The sequence below is a fragment of the Micromonospora sp. CA-269861 genome, from assembly GCF_050948505.1.
Taxonomy (GTDB): Bacteria; Actinomycetota; Actinomycetes; order Mycobacteriales; family Micromonosporaceae; genus Micromonospora.
Map to the genome: position 1 here is coordinate 6,467,165 of NZ_CP192014.1, position 17,016 is coordinate 6,484,180.

13 protein-coding genes are annotated in these 17,016 nt (G+C 72.6%); 5 read left to right on the forward strand and 8 right to left on the reverse strand.

Going from position 1 to position 17,016, the window contains the following annotated elements:
- Positions 1-12: 12 nt before the first annotated feature.
- Together ACQP0U_RS29705 and ACQP0U_RS29710 are read left to right on the forward strand one after the other, a co-directional pair.
- Entirely contained in the window at positions 13-1,029 is a 1,017-nt protein-coding gene (locus tag ACQP0U_RS29705; RefSeq protein ID WP_433321264.1) for a GNAT family N-acetyltransferase, read from the forward strand.
- Positions 1,030-1,119: 90 nt separating this feature from the next.
- Positions 1,120-4,398 (forward strand): lamin tail domain-containing protein, encoded by a 3,279-nt coding sequence (locus tag ACQP0U_RS29710; protein ID WP_433313457.1) that lies wholly within the window; start codon positions 1,120-1,122, stop codon positions 4,396-4,398.
- 115 nt (positions 4,399-4,513) lie between these two features.
- Here the strand turns inward: ACQP0U_RS29710 and hemB are convergent, their stop codons facing one another.
- Genes hemB through ACQP0U_RS29735 form a run of 5 tightly spaced genes read right to left on the reverse strand, consistent with a single transcriptional unit; the run spans position 4,514 to position 10,224 of the window.
- The gene (hemB, locus tag ACQP0U_RS29715; protein WP_433313460.1) at positions 4,514-5,497 is read right to left on the reverse strand and encodes a porphobilinogen synthase; all 984 of its coding nucleotides are present in this window, start codon (positions 5,495-5,497) and stop codon (positions 4,514-4,516) included.
- Positions 5,498-5,517: 20 nt separating this feature from the next.
- Positions 5,518-7,098 (reverse strand): uroporphyrinogen-III synthase, encoded by a 1,581-nt coding sequence (locus tag ACQP0U_RS29720; protein WP_124819086.1) that lies wholly within the window; start codon positions 7,096-7,098, stop codon positions 5,518-5,520.
- Positions 7,095-8,063, reverse strand: a complete 969-nt coding sequence (hemC, locus tag ACQP0U_RS29725; protein ID WP_433313464.1) for a hydroxymethylbilane synthase — start codon at positions 8,061-8,063, stop codon at positions 7,095-7,097. The genes ACQP0U_RS29720 and hemC overlap by 4 nt, the downstream gene beginning before the upstream one ends.
- Complete coding sequence (locus tag ACQP0U_RS29730; RefSeq protein ID WP_433313467.1) at positions 8,060-9,457, reverse strand: glutamyl-tRNA reductase; 1,398 nt, start codon at positions 9,455-9,457, stop codon at positions 8,060-8,062. The genes hemC and ACQP0U_RS29730 overlap by 4 nt, the downstream gene beginning before the upstream one ends.
- Complete coding sequence (locus ACQP0U_RS29735; protein ID WP_124819092.1) at positions 9,454-10,224, reverse strand: redox-sensing transcriptional repressor Rex; 771 nt, start codon at positions 10,222-10,224, stop codon at positions 9,454-9,456. Before ACQP0U_RS29735 ends, ACQP0U_RS29730 begins: the two co-directional genes overlap by 4 nt.
- A 462-nt stretch (positions 10,225-10,686) precedes the next feature.
- On the opposite strand from ACQP0U_RS29735, the gene ACQP0U_RS29740 reads away from it, so the two are divergent.
- Both ACQP0U_RS29740 and ACQP0U_RS29745 read left to right on the forward strand, forming a co-directional pair.
- Positions 10,687-11,991: a sensor histidine kinase gene (locus tag ACQP0U_RS29740; protein WP_433313469.1), complete on the forward strand. Its 1,305-nt coding sequence runs from the start codon at positions 10,687-10,689 to the stop codon at positions 11,989-11,991.
- A 58-nt stretch (positions 11,992-12,049) separates the two neighbouring features.
- Positions 12,050-12,703 (forward strand): response regulator transcription factor, encoded by a 654-nt coding sequence (locus ACQP0U_RS29745; protein WP_030329744.1) that lies wholly within the window; start codon positions 12,050-12,052, stop codon positions 12,701-12,703.
- On the opposite strand, the gene ACQP0U_RS29750 is transcribed toward ACQP0U_RS29745, so the two are convergent.
- From ACQP0U_RS29750 to ACQP0U_RS29760, 3 genes are read right to left on the reverse strand one after another with little or no spacing between them, the layout of a single operon-like run.
- Positions 12,684-13,346 carry an HAD family hydrolase gene (locus tag ACQP0U_RS29750; RefSeq protein ID WP_433313472.1) on the reverse strand — a complete coding sequence of 221 codons (663 nt, stop codon included), beginning with the start codon at positions 13,344-13,346 and terminating at the stop codon, positions 12,684-12,686. The two genes, ACQP0U_RS29745 and ACQP0U_RS29750, sit on opposite strands and share 20 nt — an antisense overlap.
- Before the next feature lie 20 nt (positions 13,347-13,366).
- The gene (locus tag ACQP0U_RS29755; RefSeq protein WP_238658313.1) at positions 13,367-13,621 is read right to left on the reverse strand and encodes a glutaredoxin family protein; all 255 of its coding nucleotides are present in this window, start codon (positions 13,619-13,621) and stop codon (positions 13,367-13,369) included.
- On the reverse strand, positions 13,611-15,218 hold the full coding sequence (locus tag ACQP0U_RS29760; protein ID WP_433313476.1) for an AMP-binding protein: 1,608 nt from the start codon (positions 15,216-15,218) through the stop codon (positions 13,611-13,613). Before ACQP0U_RS29760 ends, ACQP0U_RS29755 begins: the two co-directional genes overlap by 11 nt.
- 585 nt (positions 15,219-15,803) lie before the next feature.
- Here ACQP0U_RS29760 and ACQP0U_RS29765 point away from each other — a divergent pair.
- Complete coding sequence (locus tag ACQP0U_RS29765; protein ID WP_433313479.1) at positions 15,804-16,760, forward strand: ECF subfamily RNA polymerase sigma factor, BldN family; 957 nt, start codon at positions 15,804-15,806, stop codon at positions 16,758-16,760.
- Positions 16,761-17,016: the final 256 nt, after the last annotated feature.

Genomic DNA, 17,016 nt, shown 5'->3' on the forward strand with positions numbered 1-17,016 from the left:
GCTAGACGGGTGATGGTGCGCGAGTGGGACCCCAGGACCGCGTCGTCCGCCGAGATCGCGTCGCTGCTGGCCACGCTGAACGCGGTTCTGGCGGCCGATCTGCCGCAGGACCCGCCCTGGCGGGAGACTTCGCTGCGGGAATACCTCGCCGAGGTGATGCCGGGCGAGCGGCGGATCTCCTGGATCGCCCAGGCCGAGCCGACCGCCCCGGGCGACACGGGCGCGGTGCTCGGCCAGGTGCACGTGCTCCTTCTGGGTGACATCGGCGTGCTCGAGGTGCTGGTGCACCCGTCCGCCCGGCGCAGCGGCCTCGGTCGTGACCTGGTGATGCGCGCCGCGCGCCGGGTCTACCAGGAGGGCTTCCGGTCGATCGGGGTCGAGGTCGTCGGCGACACGCCCGCCGTCGGGTTCTACGAGGCGCTCGGCTTCACCCGCGAGTACGTGGAGACCCGCAGCGTGCTCGATCTGACCGCTGTCGACTGGGCCGAGCTGGCCGAGATGGCCACCGGCATCGGGGCGGGCTACCAGCTGGAGTTCTTCCCGGGCGGGCCGCCGGACGACCTGATCGAGGCGTACGCGCGGGCCAAGGCCGAGGTGCGCGACGTCGACGACGGTGAGCTGCGACCCAGCTCCTACGACCCGGAGCGGCTGCGCGACAGCCTCGACACGCTGCACCGGCGGGGCATGAAGCCGTACATCGTGCTCGCCCGGCACGAGCAGAGCGGCGAGGTGGCCGGCCTGACCGAGGTGGTGGTGCCGGCACAGCACCCGACCCGCGCCGACCAGTACGACACGATCGTGGCGCAGGACCACCGGGGCTACGGCATCGATCGGGCGATCAAGGCCCGAATGCTGCTGGAGCTGCGCTCCGCCGAGCCGGAGCTGATCGAGGTGCAGACCTGGAACGCGCAGGCCAACGAGGCGATGCTGAAGGTCAACGCGGAGCTGGGCTACCGCTCCGACCGGGACTGGTGCGAATACAGCGTCGACGTCGCCGAGCTGGTGCACCGTCTCGATCCACCGCGCTAGGAATTCACGAAACTGTCCATTAGGGGATGGACGGTGGACAGTCGCGCACCTTAACGTGCGTTGACCCCATCCACCCATCGTGGAGGCCCTATGCGCCCGCGCCGCTCAATCGCCGCGCTCGCGACCGCCACCGCCGCCGTGACAGTCACGGCGCTCGGCGTCGCACCCACCGCGGCCAGCGCCGCGCCCACCGACCTGTTCATCTCGGAGTACGTCGAGGGTTCGTCGAACAACAAGGCCATCGAGCTGTTCAACGGCACTGGCGCAGCCGTCGACCTGACGGCCGGTGGCTACCAGTTGCAGCTCTACTTCAACGGCTCCACCACGGCCACCACGATCGCCCTGACCGGCAGCGTGGCTGCCGGTGACGCGTTCGTGTTCGCCAGCGCCTCGGCCGGGGCCGCCATCCTCGCCCAGGCCGACCAGACCACCGGGGCCAGCCTCTTCAACGGTGACGACGCGATCGTGCTGCGCCGGGGCACCACGGTGCTCGACTCGATCGGCCAGGTCGGCGTCGACCCGGGCACCGAGTGGGGGGCCGGTACGACCAGCACCGCCGACAACACCCTGCGCCGGCTGCCGACTGTGGCCGCCGGCGACACGGACCCGTCGGACGCGTTCGACCCGGCCGCGCAGTGGGCCGGCCTCCCGGTCGACACCTTCGACGGGCTCGGCGCGCACACCGTCGACGGCGGCGGCCCGGTCGACGTGCCGGCCACGCTGACCTGTGGCGGGCCGCTGGTCACCGCCGCCGGCACGGCCGCGAGCCGCGAGGTGACAGCCGCCGACCCCGACGACACGATCGTCGACCTGTCGGTGACCGCGATCAGCCCGAGCCCGACCTTCGGCTCGATCACCCGTACCGCGTTCACACCGGCCGACGGGTTGGGCGGCACCGCCCGCGCCACGGTCGGCGTGAGCGCCGACCTCTCCGCCGGGGCGTACACCGTCACGCTGACCGCGACCGACGCGGGCGGCGGCACCGCGAGCTGCGCGCTCGCCGTACAGGTGACCCGGGAGCTGACAGTCGGCGAGGTGCAGGGCCCGACCACCGACGCCGAGTCCGGTGCGACCGACAGGTCGCCGCTCGCACCGGCGAGCGGCAACGGCACGAGCAGCACGCTGTACGACGTACGCGGCGTGATCACCCAGTTGACGCTGGCCCGCACCTCGGCCGGGGCGGACCAGCACGGGTTCTTCCTGCAGAGCCGCGTTGGTAACACCGACGGCGACCCGACCAGCTCCGACGGCATCTTCGTGTTCATGGGCGCGTTCACCTCGCTGATCGGCGGCTACGTGCCGACCGTCGGCGACGAGGTCGTGCTGCGGGCCCGGGTGTCGGAGTACTACAACTTCACCCAGCTCTCCGGCGCGTCGCTGGTCCGCCGGATCGGCGGGGGCCTGGCCGTGGACACCGCTGTCGCGGTGACCGACGCGGTGCCGCCGGCCGTGTTCACCGACGCGCAGCGTTTCTGGGAGCGGCACGAGGGTTCCCGGATGCGGGTACGAGCGGGCAGCGGCGCGGTGAGCGGCCGGGACGTCTTCTCCTCCACCGCCGACGCGGAGCTGTGGGTGGTCGACCGCGACGACCCGCTGCTGGACCGCGCCGACCCGTACTCGCGGCGGGTCTTCCGTGACTCGCACCCGCTGGACAACGACCCGACCCGCCGCTTCGACGACGGCAACGGCCAGCGGACGCTGCTCGGCAGTATGGGCGTCAAGGCCACCGCCGGGGACAGCGCCGCGCTGCTCCCGCCGGCGCACACCTTCGACACGCTGCGGGCGGACTCGGTGGGCGGGGTCTACTACTCGTTCGAGAAGTACGGCGTCCAGGTCGAGCGGGCGGAGTTCGCCGCCGGGGCCGACCCGTCGAAGAACAACCCGCCCAAGCCTGCCGACCGGTCGCAGGAGGTGGCGGTGGCCACCTACAACGTGGAGAACCTGTACGACTACCGCGACGACCCGTTCGACGGCTGCGACTTCGCCGGCAACGCCGGCTGCGTGGGCGTCGACCCGCCGTTCGACTACGTCCCGGGCAGCGAGGCGGAGTACCGCGAGCAGTTGGCCGCGCTCGCCGACCAGATCGTCAAGGACCTGCACGCACCGGACCTGATCCTGGTGCAGGAGGCCGAGGACCAGGACATCTGCACGGTCTCCGGGGCGGCGCTGAGCTGCGGTGACACCAACAACGCCGATGGCGCTCCGGACAGCATCCAGGAGCTGGCGCTCACGGTGGCGGCGGCCGGTGGGCCCGCGTACGCCGCTGCTTATGACCGGACCGGCGCGGACGCGCGCGGTATCACCGCGGCCTTCCTGTACCGCACCGACCGGGTGTCGCTGGCGGCCGCGACGGCGGCCGATCCCCTGCTGGGCTCGGCACCGACAGTTGAGTACCGGGCTCCGGGGCTGCCGGCCAACGCGGACGTGCAGAACCCGAAGGCCCTCAACGCGGTGTTGCCGTCGGACGTGGACACCTCGACCGGTCGGGACGGCAACAACGTCTTCACCCGTGCCCCGCAGTTGGGCAAGTTCAGCGTGGCCGCGGCACCCGGCTCGACCGAGCGGTTCACCCTGTACGCGCTCAGCAACCACTACTCCTCCGGCCCGGACAGCCGGGTCGGGCAGCGGCGGGAGCAGGCGCGCTACGGCGCGGCGATCGTCACCGCGATCGAGGCTGCCGACCAGACCGCCCGGGTGGTCTACGGCGGGGACCTGAACGTCTTCCCCCGCCCGGACGACCCCATCGCCACCGGCGACCAGCCCACGCCGTCGGACCAGCTCGCCCCGCTCTACGAGGCGGGCCTGCACAACCTGTGGGACAACCTCGTCGCGGACGTGCCGGCCTCCGCCTACTCGTACAGTTTCGAGGGGCAGGCGCAGACTCTCGACCACCTGTTCGTCAATGACGCGTTCTACGGCGACCTGGTGCAGGTGCGGGCGGCGCACATCAACGCCGACTGGCCGGCGGAGTTCGCCGGTGACGGGTCACGGGGTTCCAGTGACCACGACCCGCAGGTGGCGCGGTTCCGGTCCCGGGCGTCGTTGACAGTGGCCGACGTGACGGTGGCCGAGGGCAACCAGGGCACCCGGCAGCTCACCTTCAGCGCCACCGTGTCCCGGCCGCTGTCCCAGCCGGTGCTGCTCTGCGCCGCCACCGTCGGCCTCACGGCGCAGGCGGGCTCGGACTTCGACCCGTACGCCGGCTGCAAGGTGCTGGCCGCCGGGCAGACGTCGGTGGCGTTCCCGGTGGCGGTGCGTGGTGACCGGAAGCGGGAGTCGGACGAGAAGCTGACCCTGCTGGTGGCCGGCGTGCCCGGCCTGCGGCTGACCGACCCCCTCGCCACCGGAACGATCACCAACGACGACTGAGGGTTGCGGCTCAGCCGCGCATGATCGTGCTCGAACCAGGAAATAGTGGCCTTCTCGGCAAGAGAGGCCACTATTTCCTTGTTTCAGCGCGATCGGAGCGCGCGTACGGGGCTACTCAGTAGCGCTGGCGGAGCAGGTTGGCGGCCTCGACGGCCCAGTAGGTGAGGATGACCTGCGCGCCGGCCCGCTTGATCGAGGTGAGCGTCTCCAGCATCACCCGCTCCCGGTCGATCCAGCCGTTCGCGGCGGCCGCCTCGACCATCGCGTACTCGCCGGAGACCTGGTAGGCGGCGACCGGGACGTCCACCGCTGCCCGCACCGCCGACACCACGTCGAGGTACGGCAGCGCCGGCTTGACCATCACCAGGTCGGCGCCCTCGGCGACGTCGAGCGCCACCTCGCGCAGCGACTCACGCAGATTGGCCGGGTCCTGCTGGTAGGTGCGCCGGTCGCCCTCCAGCGCCGACTCCACCGCGTCGCGGAACGGGCCGTAGAACGCTGAGGCGTACTTCACGGCGTACGCCAGCACGGAGACGTCCTGGTACCCGGCGGCGTCGAGCGCCCGGCGTACCACGCCGACCTGGCCGTCCATCATCCCGGACGGCCCGACCATGCCGACCCCGGCGGCGGCCTGGGCCACCGCCATCTCGGCGTACGCGGCCAGGGTGGAGTCGTTGTCGACCTCGCCGTCGGGGGTGAGCAGCCCGCAGTGCCCGTGCGAGGTGAACTCGTCCAGGCACAGGTCGCTCATCACCACCGTGGCGTCGCCGACCTCGGCCACCACGTCGCGGATGGCGACGTTGAGGATGCCGTTCGGGTCGATGCCACCGGAGCCGGTCGGGTCCCGCTGTTCCGGCACGCCGAAGAGCATGATCCCGCCGACACCGGCCTGGACCGCCTCGGCCGCCGCCTTGCGCAGCGAGTCCCGGGAGTGCTGGAGCACCCCCGGGAGCGACGCGATGGCACGGGGCTCGGTCAGCCCCTCCTTGACGAACATCGGCACGACCAGCTCGGCCGGGTCGACCCGGGTCTCGGACACCAGCCGGCGGACCGCCGGGTTGCGGCGCAGCCGGCGGGGCCGGATCTCGGGGTACGACATGGCAGGCCCTCCTCGAACGACTACCGGAAGCGCAGGGCGGTCGGCCCCTGCACCTTCGAGCCACGGCGCTGCTTGGCCGGCATGGCGGCCAGCTTCTCGCGCAGCTCGACGGCGTAGGCGGCGAGCGCCTCCACCAGGTCGGGCACCGAGGCGTGCGGCGGCTGGACGTCGACCCGCAGGCCGAACTCCGTCGCGGTCTCCGCCGTCTTGGGCCCAATGACGGCAACAACTGTCCGGGCGTGCGGCTTCCCGGCGATGCCGACCAGATTGCGCACGGTGGAGGACGAGGTGAAGAGCACCGCGTCGAACCCGCCCGACTTGATCGCGTCGCGGATCTCGGCGGGCGGCGGCGCGGCCCGCACCGTCCGGTACGCGGTCACGTCGTCGACCTCCCAGCCGCGCTCGGTGAGCCCGGCGGCGAGCGTCTCGGTGGCGATGTCGGCGCGCGGCAGCAGCACCCGGCCCACCGGGTCGAGGATCTCGTCGTGCGGCGAGAACTCGGCCAGCAGACCCTCGGAGGACTGCTCCCCGGCGGGGATCAGCTCCGGCTGGATGCCGAACGCGCGGACCGCGTCCGCAGTGGCCTCACCGATGCAGGCGATCTTGACGCCGCCGAAGTGCCGGGCGTCGAGGCCGTGCTCGGCGAACTTCTCCCAGACCGCGCGGACCGCGTTCACCGACGTGAAGATCACCCAGGCGTACCGGCCGTCGACCAGGCCCTTGACGGCCCGCTCCATCTGCGCCGGCGTACGCGGCGGCTCGACCGCGATGGTCGGCACCTCGCACGGGATCGCCCCGTACGCGCGCAGTCGGGCGCTCATCGCGCCGGCCTGCTCCTTGGTGCGGGGTACGAGCACCTTCCAGCCGTACAGCGGGCGGTTCTCCCACCAGCTCAGCTTGTCGCGCTGCCCCACGCCGACACCGACGGTGAGCACCACCCGGCCGGTGAAGCCGAGCGCCGCGGCCACGAAGCTGTCCACGGTCGACGTGGTCGTGTACTGGGTCTCGCCGGTGCCGTCGCCGGTCACTCCGACGCCCGTGGTGCCGTCGACCCCGGCGGCGAGCAGCCCGTCCCGGACGGCGGCGAGGTCACCGGCGTCCACGGCGAGCGCGAGCGAACCCCGGCCGACAGCCGTGGCCAGCGCCTCGAAGTCCAGTGCGCTGACGTCCTCGACGTCGGCGGCCGTACGCACACCCGGCAGCGGGACCCCGGCGTAGGTGGCCACGCCCTCGGCCTGGCCGACGCCGGGCACCACCTCGAAGTGGGCGGCGGTGCGGGCCACGGCCTGCACCTCCTTGACCACCGAGTCGTGCCCGAACGGGTCGCCGGCAACCAGGTGCACCGCGTTCAGCCCGGAGCGGGCCGCGGAGATCAGCACCTTCGCCACGTCCCCCGGCGCGCCCTCGGCCGGGGTGAACTCGGCATCGTCCCTGGCCTCGGCGCGAACGACGGCGAGCAACGACTCCGGGACTCCCCGGTCGTAGATCACCTGGTCGGCGTCGACCAGGGCGTCGTGGGCCCGACGGGTCAGCAGGCCCGGGTCACCGGGGCCAGCCCCGACGAACGCGATACGGCCGACGGGCTTACGGGTGCGGGTCATTCTGTGCTCCCAAATTGCTGGGTCCCCGGGCCGGTGTGTCCTTCGTGGCCGAGGATCGAGTCGGCGCCGAGGTCGAGGAGTTCGGCGGCGAGTGCCTTACCGATCTCCGCCGCGTCGGCGGGCGTTCCGGTGCGGGACAGCCGGAGGTCACGAGTGCCGTCCGGGCTGATCACCGCCCCGCGCAGGTAGATCTCATCGCCGGTCTCGCCTTCGGCGAGCTCGGCATAGGCGGCGACGGGTGCGCTGCACCCGGCCTCCAGGGTTGCCAGAAACGCGCGTTCGGCGATGACCGCGGCACGCGACGGTGCGTGGTCGAGCACCGCCAGCAGCTCGACCAGGTCCTGGTCGTCGACCCGGCACTCCACTGCCAACGCACCCTGGGCGGGCGCGGGCAGCATGAGCATCGGGTCCAGCGTCTCGGTGATCACGTCGACCCGGCCGAGTCGGGCCAGACCGGCCCGAGCCAGGACGACGGCGTCGAGGTCGGCCTCGGGGCCGAGCACCCGCGCCAGGCGGGTGTCGACGTTGCCGCGGACCGGGGTGACCTCCAGTTGCAGGCCGAGGGCGTGCAACTGGGCGATCCGGCGCAGCGCGCCGGTGCCCACTGTCGCCCCGGGGGGCAGCTCGGCGAGCGTCCGGCCGTCGCGGGCGATCAGCGCGTCGCGCGGGTCCTGCCGGGCCGGCACCGCGGCGATGTGCAGCCCGCCGGCGGCAGCCGTGGGCAGGTCCTTGTACGAGTGCACAGCGAAGTCGATCGTCCCGGCGGTCAGCGCGTCGCGCAGGGCGGAGACGAACACCCCGACACCGAGCCGGTGCACGGGCGCGCTGGAGCGGTCGCCCGCGGTGACCACCTCGACCAGCTCGACGGGACGGCCGGTGGCGGCGGTCACTGCCTCGGCGATCTGGCCCGACTGGGCCATCGCCAGGGCGCTGCCCCTGGTGCCGAGGCGCAGGGGGGCGGTCATCGCGCACCTCCGGTGGGTGGGGTCGGCTCGGCGGCGTCGGCTCCGGACACCGGGTCGGTGCCGGGGAGCGCCATGCCGAGGTCGGGGGTCAGCACGTCCGGGACGGTGTCCACCGGCGAGGTCTGCGGCACCTCAAGGTCGAACAGCTCGCGCAGCAGTGCCGCGTACTGGTCGCCGCCGGGCTCCGCAGCCAACTGGCGGACCTTGACGGTGGGCTGGTGCAGCAGCCGCTGCACGACCCGGTGCACGGTGCGGGCCACCTCTGCCCGCAGCTCGTCACCGAGGTCGGGGCGACGCTGGGCCAGCCGGCGCAGCTCGGCGGTGACCACGTCGTCGGCCCGGCCACGCAGCGCGGCCACGGTGGGTGCCACGTCGGCGCCGCGCAGCCAGGTGAGGAAGCCCTCCACCTCGCCGAGCACGATGCGTTCGACGGCTGCGGCGTCGGCGGCCGCCGGACCGTCGGCGAGCAGCGCCGCCATCCGGTCGATGTCGATCACCTCGACGCCGGGCAGCTCGGCGACACCCTCCTCGACGTCGCGCGGGACGGCCAGGTCGAGCAGGACCAGTGGGCCCCGGGCCGGGTCGCGCTCGGCCAGCGCCGTGGTGACCACCGCCCGGGTGAGGACCGGCTCGGTGGACGCGGTGGCGGCCACTACGATGTCCACTGTGGAGAGGGTGTCGGCCAGCTCGGTCATCGGCGCGGCACTCGCCCCGTACGACTCGGCGAGCCGGACGGCCCGGTCGGCGCCCCGGTTACTGACGGTGAGTGGCCCGGCGCCCAGCCGGGACAGCGTGGCCACCCCGAGCGAACCCATCGCACCGGCGCCGACCACCAGGGCCGGGTGGCCGACGAGGTCACCGTCGAGGTGCCCGGCGGCCAGCTCCAGCGCCGCGGTGACGACGCTCTGGCCGGCCCGGTCGATGCCGGTCTCGGCGTGGGCCCGCTTGCCGACCCGCAACGCCTGCTGCATCAGCTCGTGCAGCAGGCGGCCGGCCGAGTCGGCGCCGGTGGCCCAGTGGTACGCGTCGCGCAGCTGGCCGAGGATCTGCGCCTCGCCCACCACCATCGAGTCCAGACCGGTGGCGACCCGGAAGACGTGGTCCACGGCGGCGGTGTCGTAGTGCACGTACAGGTGGCTGGCGAGCGCCGTCGGCGAACTGCCGGCCTGCTCGGCCAGCACGGCGCAGACGTCACCGAGCCCGCCGTGGAAACCGGACACGGCGGCGTAGACCTCCACCCGGTTGCAGGTGGAGACGATCACCGCCTCGGCCACGTACGGCTGGGCGACCAGGCGGTCAAGTGTGCGGGTCAGGTCGGCGGGGGGCACGGCCAGCTGCTCCAGCGTGGCGACCGGGGCGGTCCGGTAGGACGCGCCGACGACGAGCAGTTTCACGTGCCGATCGCCTCCTGGGTATCGGTGGCCGCGAACCCGCCCGGCAGGGCGGTGAGAGCGGACCCGCCGGTGGCGGGCAGCGCGGTCAGCGACGCCTTGCGGTGCTCGTGGAAGGACAGAATCTGCAGCTCGATGGCGAGGTCGACCTTGCGCACGTCGACCCCCTCCGGAACCGAGAGTACGCACGGCGCGAAGTTGAGGATGCTCGTCACGCCGACGGCGACCAGTTGGTCGGCGACCTGCTGGGCGGCGGCGGCCGGGGTGGCGATCACGCCGATCGCGAGGGATTCCTCCGCGGCGACAGTCGGCAGGTCGTCGACATGCCTGACTACCAGGCCGTTGATCTCCTCACCGACCCGGGAGGGATCGGCGTCGAGCAGTGCGGCGATCCGGAAGCCCCGGCTGGCGAAGCCGTCGTAACCGGCCAGAGCGTGACCGAGATTACCCACGCCGACCAGGGCGACCGCCCTGCGTTGGGTGAGCCCGAGCACATACTCGATCTGCTCGATCAGCAGCGCGACGTCGTAGCCGACGCCCCGGGTGCCGTACGAGCCGAGGTGCGAGAGGTCCTTGCGGAGCTTGGCGGAGTTGACCCCGGCGGCGGCGGAGAGGCCCTCGCTGGAGACCGTCTCGTGCCCGGCGTCGGCGAGGTTGTGCAGCGCGCGCAGGTACTCCGGGAGCCGAGCGACGGTCGCCTCGGGCAGATCCGGGAGCGCCGGTACGGCACCGGCGCGGCCGGGCGCGCCTGGGTGACGGTGCTGACTCATGAGACTCCGTGCGGTGCGATCCTCGGCCAACTCCGCTGGTCGGCCGTTTGTGGACTCCCGCTGGCGACCGAGGTTGCCGGCTGTGCTAGCAGGGCGCGTCGGAGTCACAGCGTAGGCGCTTGTGAAGACGTGCACAAATCGCGATCTTGCCGCTGCGTGGCGCGACCTCACCAGCACCTCCATTCCACAAGATCGATTGAACGCCCAGGTCCACCCACGGCCCCGGGCGATTATTGCTCAATCCCGACTTCTCTGACCAATCCCGCGCCGGGCCATCGCCACGCTCCGCGATCTTGCGCTTGCTGTCCCCGCCTTCCGCCTGTAATGGGGCAAACCCACAACAGCAAGTGCAAGATCGACGCGGTTGGGGGTGGGGGCGGGGTTGGAGGTAGGGGCAGCACTACGGAGGAGAGGCGGGGTTTCGGGATGGGGACACCGAGCCCAGATGCCTAGCCTTTGGGCATGACCGCCGTTGCCGCCACCAGCGACCGACCGACGCTGGCACCGAGCATCCCCCGCCAGCTTTTCGTCGACTCCGGGTACGTGGTGCTCGGCCTGCCCCTGGCGCTGGCCAGCTTCGTCGTCCTCATCGTCGGCCTCGCTGTCGGCATCGGCCTGGTGGTCACGGTGATCGGCCTGCCGATCCTCAGCGGCACCCTGTACGCCGCCCGTGGGCTGGCCGACGTCGAGCGGCTGCGGCTGCCCGCGGTGCTCCACCAACCCCGGATCCGGCCGCACTACCGGCTGCCCGAGGCGGGCGCGAACGCCTGGCGGCGGATCTTCGTGCCGATGCGGGACGCCCAGTCCTGGCTCGACCTGGCGCACGGCATCCTGCGACTGATCGCGGCGGCGGGCACCTTCGTGGTGACGCTGTCCTGGTGGGCCGCGGCGATCACCGGCTCGCTCTACTGGGCGTACGACTGGGCCCTGCCCCGGGCCGACGGCGAGGGTGACCAGGACCTGGCGCAGTTGCTCGGCCTGGGCGACTCGACCACCGCCCGGATCGGCCTCTACACCGCGCTCGGAGTGTTCTTCCTGATCACGCTGCCGATCGTGGTGCGGGGCTGCGCACTGCTCCAGGCCAGCTTCGCCAAGGCCATGCTGACCGGGGTGGCCGAGATGCGCGACCGGATCACCGTGCTGGAGGAGCAGAAGCGGGCCGCCGTATCCGCCGAGGCCTCCGCGCTACGCCGGTTGGAACGTGACATCCACGACGGCCCCCAGCAGCGCCTGGTCCGGCTGGCGATGGACCTCAGCCGGGCCCGGATGCAGCTCTCCTCTGACCCGGAGGCGGCCGGCCGCACCATCGACGAGGCGGTCACCCAGACCCGGGACACCCTGGCCGAGCTGCGGGCGCTGTCCCGGGGCATCGCCCCGCCGATCCTGGTCGACCGGGGTCTACCCAGCGCCCTGGCCGCGATCGCCGGCCGTGGGCTGATCCCGATCGAGCTTCAGGTGGACCCGCAGCTCGGCACGCCGGCCGGGCGGCTCGACCCGGCGGTGGAGAACACCGCGTACTTCGTGGTGTCCGAGGCGCTGACGAACGTCGCCAAGCACAGCCGGGCCACCGAGGCCACCGTGGCCGTGGCCCGGCAGGGCACCCACCTCCAGGTCCGGGTGGGCGACGACGGGCAAGGGGGCGCGCACCTGGCGAAGGGGCACGGGCTGGCCGGCATCGCCGACCGGGTCCGGGCCGCCGGTGGCGAACTGGTGGTGGTCAGCCCGACCGGCGGCCCCACCGAGATCCGCGCCGAGTTGCCACTGTGAGCGCTCCGGCACCGCGCCGAGCCCGCACGACGGGCCGGACGTGGTAGACAACACAGCCATGCGCATCGTGATCGCCGACGACGCCGTCCTGCTCCGGGAGGGGCTGGTCCGGCTGCTGACCGAGAGCGGGCACCAGGTGGTGGCCGCCGTCGGGGACGGTGACGCCCTGGTCGAGGCGGTGGTCGAGCACCGGCCCGACGTGTCGATCGTCGACGTCCGGATGCCGCCGTCGCACACCGACGAGGGGCTGCGGGCCGCGGTGGAGGCACGCCGGCTGGTGCCGCGTACCCCGATCCTGGTGCTCTCCCAGTACGTCGAGGTCTCGTACGCCGATGATCTGCTCGCCACCACCGGCGGCGCCGGCGGCGGGATCGGCTACCTGCTCAAGGACCGGGTGGCCGCGATCGACGAGTTCCTGGACGCGCTGCGCCGGGTGGCCGGCGGCGGCACTGTTCTCGACCCCGAGGTGGTCGGTCAGCTCTTCGCCAGGCGTCGCCGGGACGACCCGCTGCGCGAGCTGACCCCCCGCGAGCGCGAGGTGCTCGCCCTGATGGCCGAGGGGCGCTCGAACACCGCCATCGCGCGCGCCCTCGTGGTCAGCGACGGGGCGGTGGAGAAGCACGTGCGCAACATCTTCACCAAGCTCACCCTGCCTCCGGACACCGAACAGCACCGGCGGGTGCTGGCCGTCCTCACCTACCTGCGGAACTGACCTCCCGGGCCAGGGCCACCGCGTCGGTGAGGGTGTCGGCCACCGGGTGACCGGAGGCGCGCAGCCGGGCCGGGTCGGTGAACCCGCCGGTGTAGAGCACGGGACGGCCGCCCACCGCGAGCGCCGCGTCCGCGTCGTCGATGGAGTCGCCGATCAGCACCACCGAGGCGCCGTCCACGCCCAGCTCGGCCAGGTGCTGCCGAAGCGACTCGGCCTTGCGATCGCCGCCGACCGTTGCCCGCAGCCCGTCGACGCGGGTGAAGTGGCCGGTCAACCCGTACGTGTGCACGGTCGGGACCAGCTCCTCGTGGAACCACATGGACAGCAGGCTCTGGCTGCCCGGCCAGGCGGCCATCGCGTCACGCGCGTCGGCGGCCAGCTCACAGGTGGTCAACCCGGTCCGGTACGCGTCGTGGAAGATCTTGTCCAGTCGGCCGAACTCGTCGTCGTCCACGGCCTGCCCGAGCACCTCGGCGTAGTACTCGGCGATCGGCCTGCGGAACCGCGACCGGTGCTCGTCCGGGGTGACAGTCGGCCCGCCCAGGCTCGCGAACACCACGTTGGTGGCGGACACCACAAGGCTGAGGTCGTTGAGCAGGGTGCCGTTCCAGTCCCAGACGAGGTGCGGGGGCGCAGAGGTCATCAGAGCACCTTAGGCACCGCTCAGAGCTGCGGCGTGGTCAGGTCCCGCAGCAGCCGGTCCTCCTCGACCCGCCAGTAGCCGTGCTCCTTGCCGTCGAGCATCACCACCGGCAGCCGGTCCCCGTACTCCCGCTCCAGCCCCTCGTCGCCGGTGACGTCCCACTCGACCCACTTGTCGCCGGTGACCGCCACCACCCGGTCGAGCGCCGCCTTGGCGTCGTCGCACAGGTGGCAGCCGGGTCGGGTGATCAGGGCGAGCCGGGCGTCAGTGGACATCTGTTACCTCCGTGCGGTCGGCCGGCGTCGCCGACCGGAGCTGGGTCTTGCGTACCTTGCCGATCGCCGAGTGCGGCAGGGCGTCGACGAACTCGACGGCGGTCGGGCACTTGAACCGGGCCAGGTTCCGTGCGCAGTGGGCGAGCAACTCCTCGCTGGTCACCGTTCGGCCCTGCACCGGCACCACGTACGCCCGCACAGTCTCGCCGGTCCGCGGGTGCGGCACACCCAGTACCGCCGACTCGACCACCCCGGGGTGCCCGGCGAGCACCAGCTCGACCTCGTGCGGATAGACGTTGAACCCGTTGACCAGGATCAACTCGCCGAGCCTGTCGACCAGGAAGAGGTCGCCGTCCTCGTCGGCGTACGCGATGTCGCCGGTGCCCCACCAACCGTCGGCGTCCGGGCCGCCCCGACCGTCGGGCCAGTAGCCGGTGAAGACGTTGGGGCCGCACACGACGATCTGCCCCGGGTCGGTGCCCGGCGCCACGTCGGAGATGTCCAGGTCATCCGGGTCGTCGTCGGGGACGGCCAGCCCGTCGCGCCACAGGTCCACCCCGTCGGCGCCGACCAGGCGCAGCCGCACACCGGGCAGCGGCCGGCCGATCGAACCCGGCTTGGCCACACCGCCGACCAGGGTGGAGGTGAGCACCGGCGCGGTCTCGGTGAGGCCGTACCCGATGTGCACCTGATGCCCGGTGACCTCGGTGAAGCGCGCCGCGACCGCGGGTTCGAGCGGCGCCGCGCCGCAGACCGCGACCCGCACCGACGCGGTCGCCGCGCGGGCCGTGGTAGCACCGGCCCAGGTCAGGAACATCGACGGTACGCCGACAAGCACGCTGACCCGGTGCCGCGCGATCTCGTCCAGCCCCGCCGTCGGGCCCGGCTCGTCGAGCAGCACGCCTGTCGCGCCGTGGTGCACGACCGCGCCGAGCCCCGAGTTGAGCCCGTACGCGTGGAACAGCGGCAACGCGAGGAGAACGGTGTCCGTCGACCCGACGACCGGCGGCTCGATCTCCGCTACCTGTTCGTGGTTGGCGAGCAGCGCCTGGTGCGAGAGCATCGCTCCCTTGGGCCGCCCCTCGGTGCCGGAGGTGTAGAGCAGTACAGCCAGGTCGGCACCGCCTCGTCGGGGGCGGGGTGCCGGTCCGGGCGCCTCGGCGGTCGGTGGCGTGCCGTACACGGAGGCGAGCGCGGGCAGCTCGGCGGCCACGTCGGCGACCAGTGCCCGAACGCGGTCGCCGGCGATGAGCACCGACGCGCCGGAGTCGGCCAGCACGTGCCGTAACTCCGGGGCGGTGAAGCCGGGGTTGACCGGCACGGTGACCAGCCCGGCACGGAGGGCGCCCAGCCAGGCGATCACGAAGTCCGGCGTGTTGGGCAGTGCGATGGCGACGCGTGGCGGCGTACCGCCGGGGTCGGTGGGTGGCGCGACGGCGGCCAGGCCGCGGGCGGCGGCGTCCACCGCGGCGTCCAGTTCGGACCAGCTGAGGGTGTGCTCACGCCAGTGCAGCGCGGGCCGGTCGGCGCTGTCGAGAGCCGCCCGGCGGACCCGGTCGGCGAGGTTCGGCGCGGGGCTTTCCGAGTCGTCCTGCACGGTGATCGAGTCTGGCACAGCGGACGGCGACGGGCCACGCCCGACGGTCGCGGCCACGCGCCGAGGACGGCCGCGCGACAGTCCCATGTACGGGACTGTCCGCTGTGCCATCGGCGATCCGATCAGGTCCTGTCGATGGGACGTGCGACGTCGTTCACGGGCAGTTCGGCCGCCCCGTCCGACCGGCCGGCGCGCCGGGTCGACCGAACGGCCGGGATGCCTCCGACCTGGGCATCCATCCTGGATCACCGTGTCGGCGGAAAGTCAATCGCACACGACGGACAACCGGTCCGCCGCCGGTGCGAGGGAGCGGGAAATACTTCCGCCTTGTGTAACGGACTTGCCACGCGCGGGTGACGTTGGCCCTATCATCACTCGGGTCGGGTCACCCCATTTGCCGTGAGTCGACACCCCTCAGCCCGAGGAGGCCCCCGTGCCTGTGAGCGCATTGGACCAGCACCTCCAGGGGAATTGCCGCCCGTCGGCAACCCCCGCGACCGTCCTGCCCGACCGATCACCCGGTCGGTCCGCCCCGACGAGACCCAGACCGGCCCGCCCGGCGACCGACGGGACGGGGGCAACACGGTGACCACCTTCGGTTACGCGGAACGCCCGGTCGGCCTGACCGGCCAGCCGGCCCGCTCCCACGTCAACGAACGGCCAGCAGCCCGCGCTCCCATGGACGAGCAGCACGGCGGCGTCGTGCGGGGTGACGGCGCGGCGCAGCGGATCCGCAGCCGGCCACACCACAACGAGCCACCGCCGCGGCCCGCGGTGCCCGGTGGAAACGCGAAGCCGGCCGGCGGCCGGGTCGCCGTACCGGCCCGACCCACCATGCCCGTGCAGGGGCGTCGGATAAGCGACACACCGGCGGTCACCACCGACCCGGCAGCGGGTGAGACAGCGGTGATCCCGGCGGTGCCGGCCACCACCGCCACCACCCCGACCGGCTTCCCGAGCCGCCCGGACCCGTCCGACCCGGCAACCGAGGTCTGGACGCTCATCGAGCGGGCCCAGGCCGGCGAGTCCGAGGCGTTCGGCCTGATCTACGACCGGTACGTGGACACCGTCTTCCGGTTCGTCTACTTCCGGGTCGGCAACCGGCAACTCGCCGAGGACCTCACCTCGGACACCTTCCTGCGCGCGCTCAAGCGGATCGGCAGCTTCACCTGGCAGGGCCGCGACCTCGGCGCCTGGTTGGTGACGATCGCCCGCAACCTCGTCGCGGACCACTTCAAGTCGGGCCGGTACCGGCTGGAGGTCACCACCGGCGACGTGCTCGACGCCGACCGGGAGGACCGGGGCCCGGAGGGCAGCCCGGAGGCGGCGGTGGTGGAGCACATCACCAACGTCGCACTCCTCACCGCCGTGAAGCAGCTCAACCCGGAGCAGCAGGAGTGCATCGTGCTCCGCTTCCTCCAGGGCTTCTCGGTCGCCGAGACGGCCCGCGCGATGGGCAAGAACGAGGGGGCCATCAAGGCCCTCCAGTACCGCGCCGTCCGCGCCCTGGCCCGGCTGCTGCCCGACGGCTTCCAGCCGTAGTTCGTTTCGGCGGGACCGACGGACGTCGATCAACGTCCGCGCAGCTCAGGGTCGGTCCCGCCCGGTGATGACCATCACTTTCTGTAATTTCCGCTCCGCCAGGCCCGTAACCCGTGCCCGGTCCGCCGCGTTTCTCCGGGTGCGACCGGTGGATGTCCCGGCAGGCCCGGGTCACCGAGGTCCGACCGGCACGCCGGCGGCACCTCACCTCCGTGGTGTCACACTGCCGCCCGGTCGCTGGCAACGACGGCGGCCG

Excerpts from the sequence above, each read along its gene's own strand:
- ACQP0U_RS29705 (WP_433321264.1), top strand. The coding sequence starts at position 13 with ATGGTGCGCGAGTGGGACCCCAGGACCGCGTCGTCCGCCGAGATCGCG.
- ACQP0U_RS29710 (WP_433313457.1), top strand. The coding sequence starts at position 1,120 with ATGCGCCCGCGCCGCTCAATCGCCGCGCTCGCGACCGCCACCGCCGCC.
- hemB (WP_433313460.1), bottom strand. The coding sequence starts at position 5,497 with ATGTCGTACCCCGAGATCCGGCCCCGCCGGCTGCGCCGCAACCCGGCG.
- ACQP0U_RS29720 (WP_124819086.1), bottom strand. The coding sequence starts at position 7,098 with ATGACCCGCACCCGTAAGCCCGTCGGCCGTATCGCGTTCGTCGGGGCT.
- hemC (WP_433313464.1), bottom strand. The coding sequence starts at position 8,063 with ATGACCGCCCCCCTGCGCCTCGGCACCAGGGGCAGCGCCCTGGCGATG.
- ACQP0U_RS29735 (WP_124819092.1), bottom strand. The coding sequence starts at position 10,224 with ATGAGTCAGCACCGTCACCCAGGCGCGCCCGGCCGCGCCGGTGCCGTA.
- ACQP0U_RS29740 (WP_433313469.1), top strand. The coding sequence starts at position 10,687 with ATGACCGCCGTTGCCGCCACCAGCGACCGACCGACGCTGGCACCGAGC.
- ACQP0U_RS29745 (WP_030329744.1), top strand. The coding sequence starts at position 12,050 with ATGCGCATCGTGATCGCCGACGACGCCGTCCTGCTCCGGGAGGGGCTG.
- ACQP0U_RS29750 (WP_433313472.1), bottom strand. The coding sequence starts at position 13,346 with ATGACCTCTGCGCCCCCGCACCTCGTCTGGGACTGGAACGGCACCCTG.
- ACQP0U_RS29755 (WP_238658313.1), bottom strand. The coding sequence starts at position 13,621 with ATGTCCACTGACGCCCGGCTCGCCCTGATCACCCGACCCGGCTGCCAC.